Below are 3965 nucleotides of genomic sequence, written 5' to 3'. Positions count from 1 at the left end.
GTTTATCCCAGCAGCCGCGGTACTTAAACCCAACACTCCTAACATACAAACATTTCCTAAAATTTGAATACAAATTCAATTTTGCTCCAAAACGAAATAAAATTATATAAGACCTGTCTGAATTTTCCAATAAAAAATATCACTAGGTTATTTTGCGTTTTTACTCGATAGCCTGTTTCTCTCTCAGAAAAACACCCAAAAACCTGAATCAAGCAAAATTCCGACAGGCACAAACTATCAAGAGGCTATTTTTATGCCGATTATTCCGGCAACCACAAGAAATGCAGAAAATAACCGCCAAAACGAAGCCGGATCATTGAAAAAGAATATGCCAATCAATAAAGTTCCGACAGCACCGATTCCTGTCCAAACGACATAAGCCGTACCGATCGGAATTGTTTTCTGAGCCATAAAAAGAAACAAACCGCTCAAAGCCATAGACAACACCGAGAATGTTATCCATAAGATTTTACCTGACGAACCATGAGCCAATTTAAATCCGAGCGGCCACCCTATCTCAAACAAACCTCCTAAAAAAAGATAAATCCATGCCATATTTCCTCGATTAATTGTTACTATAACAATACAAAGATAATAATATGTTCTGTTACTCATCTTTTACTTTTACAGATGCGGAAATATATGCTTTATTTATTACCTTTGCCCGTGTTATTCGAAACAATCGTCGTATATCACAAAACCATTTATATACAATAAATTACAATTTTAATAGAGAAGATAAACTTACCGGATGATCGAGAGAATAATAATTTTGGAAAACATCGACCCGATTGTATTCTACGGAATCAACAACTGCAACATACAATTGATAAAAACTTTATTTCCGAAACTACGTTTTACCGCACGAGGAATGGTTATCAAGGTAATCGGAGATGAAAATGAAACGGCGATTTTCGAAAGTAAAATAAAACAGCTTGAAAAATATTGTGCAGAATACAATATCCTCAATGAAGAAATTATTATCGACATTATAAAAGGACAAACTCCTACTGAGGTAAAACAGGAACATCTCATTATACATGGAGTAAACGGAAAACCGATCATAGGACGTACCGAAAACCAACAAAAACTGGTAAAAACCTTCGAAACGAACGATCTTGTATTTGCTTTAGGCCCTGCCGGATCTGGAAAAACGTACGTAGCTATAGCTTTGGCGGTTCGGGCATTAAAAAATAAAGAAGTAAAAAAAATTATTCTAAGTCGTCCCGCAGTAGAAGCAGGAGAAAAACTGGGATTTCTTCCGGGAGATATGAAAGATAAAATCGACCCTTATCTACAACCTCTTTATGACGCTCTACAAGATATGATTCCCGCAGCCAAATTGAAAGACCTAATGGAAAACAACGTCATACAAATAGCCCCGCTGGCATTTATGAGGGGACGAACTTTGAGCGATGCCGTCATCATCCTCGATGAAGCTCAAAATACTACGACGCACCAGATCAAAATGTTCTTTACACGATTAGGCATGAATGCAAAAATGATAGTTACCGGAGATATGAGCCAAATCGATCTCCCCTCCTCTCAGACATCCGGTTTGGTTCAAGCTATAAAAATATTGAAAGGTGTGGCGGGAATCGGAAAAATAGAATTCGGAAAGAAAGATATCGTACGACATAAACTAGTACAACGAATTGTCGAGGCTTATGAAAAGTTTGAAGAAAAACAAAAAAAAGAAACAAAAACTGCAACGATACCCGAAATAAATATAGAAAAAAAAGAACTATAACAACATAATAAGTATTACAGAAATGAAAAATGCTTTGGTAAAAACAGACTTCAACTTTCCGGGTCAAAAAAGTGTATATCACGGGAAAGTACGCGATGTGTACAATATCAACGACGAACTGTTGGTAATGGTCGCCAGTGACCGAATTTCCGCTTTCGACGTAATACTTCCAGAAGGGATTCCCTACAAAGGACAAGTATTGAATCAAATTGCCGCAAAATTTCTTGATGCGACTTCAGACATTGTCCCGAACTGGAAAATCGCAACTCCCGATCCGATGGTTACTGTCGGCGTTCGCTGTGAACCGTTTAAAGTAGAAATGGTCATTCGAGGTTATCTGACCGGTAGCGCATGGCGAGCTTATAAAGCCGGAGATCGAACATTATGCGGTATTACTTTACCTGAAGGAATGATAGAAAATCAAAAATTTGAAACTCCGATCATCACTCCGACAACCAAGGCTGATGAAGGCCATGATGAAAATATTTCGAAAGAAGAGATCATTGCTCAGGGTATTGTGTCAAAAGAAGATTACGAACAACTCGAAAAATATACACAGGCATTATTTAAGAGAGGTACTGAAATGGCGGCCGAGAAAGGATTGATTCTTGTCGATACAAAATATGAATTCGGGAAAAAAGACAGTAAAATCATCCTGATTGATGAGATACATACTCCGGACTCTTCTCGTTACTTTTATGCAGATGGTTATGCCGAACGTCTTGCCAAAGGCGAAGAACAACGACAGCTTTCTAAAGAATTCGTCCGTCAATGGCTTATTCAAAACGGTTTTCAAGGGAAAGAAGGTCAAAAAGTGCCGGAAATGACTCCTGCATATTGCGAAAGCGTCTCAGAACGGTATATAGAACTTTATGAACATATCGTCGGTGAAAAATTTATCAAAGCTGACACCAAGAATGTCGCCGCCCGTATAGAGCATAATGTCACGGAATTTTTAAACAAACAATAAATGCCGGAATAAATCATGCAATGAAAAGCAATTGCCGATAAACACGTTCTTCGGCTTTTGCTTTTCAATATTATTTTTTCAAATAATCCTTTTTATGGATAAATACAAAGCAGAATCGATACTTCCCTATAATAAAAAAGAGTCAAAAAGTTCTCAAGTCCGGCAAATGTTCGACACAATTGCCCCGACATACGACATGCTGAACAGAATGATGACTTTCGGTATAGACAAACAATGGAGACGTGCGGCGATGAAACGGCTCGCAGCATATCGCCCCAAAACAATACTCGACATTGCTACCGGCACGGGAGACTTGCCTCTGCTCATGGAAAAAATGTTTTCTCCCGAAAGTATTACGGGAATAGACCTGTCGGAAGGAATGCTAAATATAGCCCGCAAAAAAATAGATGAATACCATCTCAATGACAAAATAAAGTTCTTCTGCGAGGACTGTCTCTCACTGTCATTTGCAGACAATACATTCGATGCGATTACGGTATCTTTCGGCGTTCGCAATTTTGAACATTTGGAAAAAGGATATTCCGAGATGTATCGGGTATTGAAACCCGGAGGTACATTGGTAGTGATCGAATTTTCGACCCCCGAACATTTTCCATTCAAACAACTTTACCGATTATATACATTCCATATTATCCCATTAATGGGAAAACTGTTTACCAAAGACAGCCAAGCCTATACGTACCTACCCCGATCGATCGCTGCCGTTCCGCAAGGAGAAGAAATGCTGAAAATATTTCATAAAGCCGGGTTTTCCAAAACCTACTGCAAAAAACTGACTTTCGGAATATGTTCTATCTATATAGGAGAAAAATAAAATGTCTTCCTAAAACTATCTTGAAAACCTTTTTATTCTATTTCCAACGAGACTTCAAAGAACCTCTTGCAAATAAATTATTTAGGGATATTCAGTAAATGTCCCTAAAAATCAAGATGGCATATGAAGATGATAGAGCATACTCACTTCATATGCCATTTTTATAGTCCTATTCCTGTAATTTCTCACACAATCTTACCCTACAAGACATGACGCTCGGGAAGAAGTCTGAAGACATCTTCTGCCTCTGCCTGTAAAATCATATCATGCCGCTTTCACCGTCCTGTTCCTGATCTTGTCTATCATCAGTACGGCATTTGCCGTATGTATTCCAAAGAAAATCCACAGGATTTCCGTCTTCCTGTTCCCGGCCTTTATTCTTGCGAGTGAGTAGTGTTGCTTTTGAGTAC

General features: G+C 38.4%; 4 protein-coding genes and 1 pseudogene. 3 read left to right on the top strand and 2 right to left on the bottom strand.

Going from position 1 to position 3965, the window contains the following annotated elements:
* Nucleotides 1–237: 237 nt before the first annotated feature.
* The gene (locus AC0UMU_RS13155) at nucleotides 238–555 is read right to left on the bottom strand and encodes a DMT family transporter (RefSeq protein ID WP_009318768.1); all 318 of its coding nucleotides are present in this window, start codon (nucleotides 553–555) and stop codon (nucleotides 238–240) included.
* 196 nt (nucleotides 556–751) lie between these two features.
* Here AC0UMU_RS13155 and AC0UMU_RS13150 point away from each other — a divergent pair, with 196 nt between their 5' ends.
* The 3 genes from AC0UMU_RS13150 (at nucleotide 752) to ubiE (ending at nucleotide 3555) form a co-directional block, all read left to right on the top strand.
* Nucleotides 752–1750, top strand: coding sequence for a PhoH family protein (locus tag AC0UMU_RS13150; RefSeq protein WP_473979951.1), 999 nt, complete (start codon nucleotides 752–754; stop codon nucleotides 1748–1750).
* 22 nt (nucleotides 1751–1772) lie between these two features.
* Nucleotides 1773–2720 carry a phosphoribosylaminoimidazolesuccinocarboxamide synthase gene (locus tag AC0UMU_RS13145; RefSeq protein WP_288640948.1) on the top strand — a complete coding sequence of 316 codons (948 nt, stop codon included), beginning with the start codon at nucleotides 1773–1775 and terminating at the stop codon, nucleotides 2718–2720.
* A 94-nt stretch (nucleotides 2721–2814) separates the two neighbouring features.
* Nucleotides 2815–3555, top strand: a complete 741-nt coding sequence (gene ubiE / locus AC0UMU_RS13140) for a bifunctional demethylmenaquinone methyltransferase/2-methoxy-6-polyprenyl-1,4-benzoquinol methylase UbiE (protein WP_009318764.1) — start codon at nucleotides 2815–2817, stop codon at nucleotides 3553–3555.
* A 264-nt stretch (nucleotides 3556–3819) separates the two neighbouring features.
* Here ubiE and AC0UMU_RS13135 read toward each other — a convergent pair.
* Nucleotides 3820–3965, bottom strand: a pseudogene (locus tag AC0UMU_RS13135) (DDE transposase); the annotation flags it as partial.

The organism is Coprobacter fastidiosus (assembly GCF_982245605.1).
This window is presented reverse-complemented; position numbering and strand designations above follow the sequence as displayed.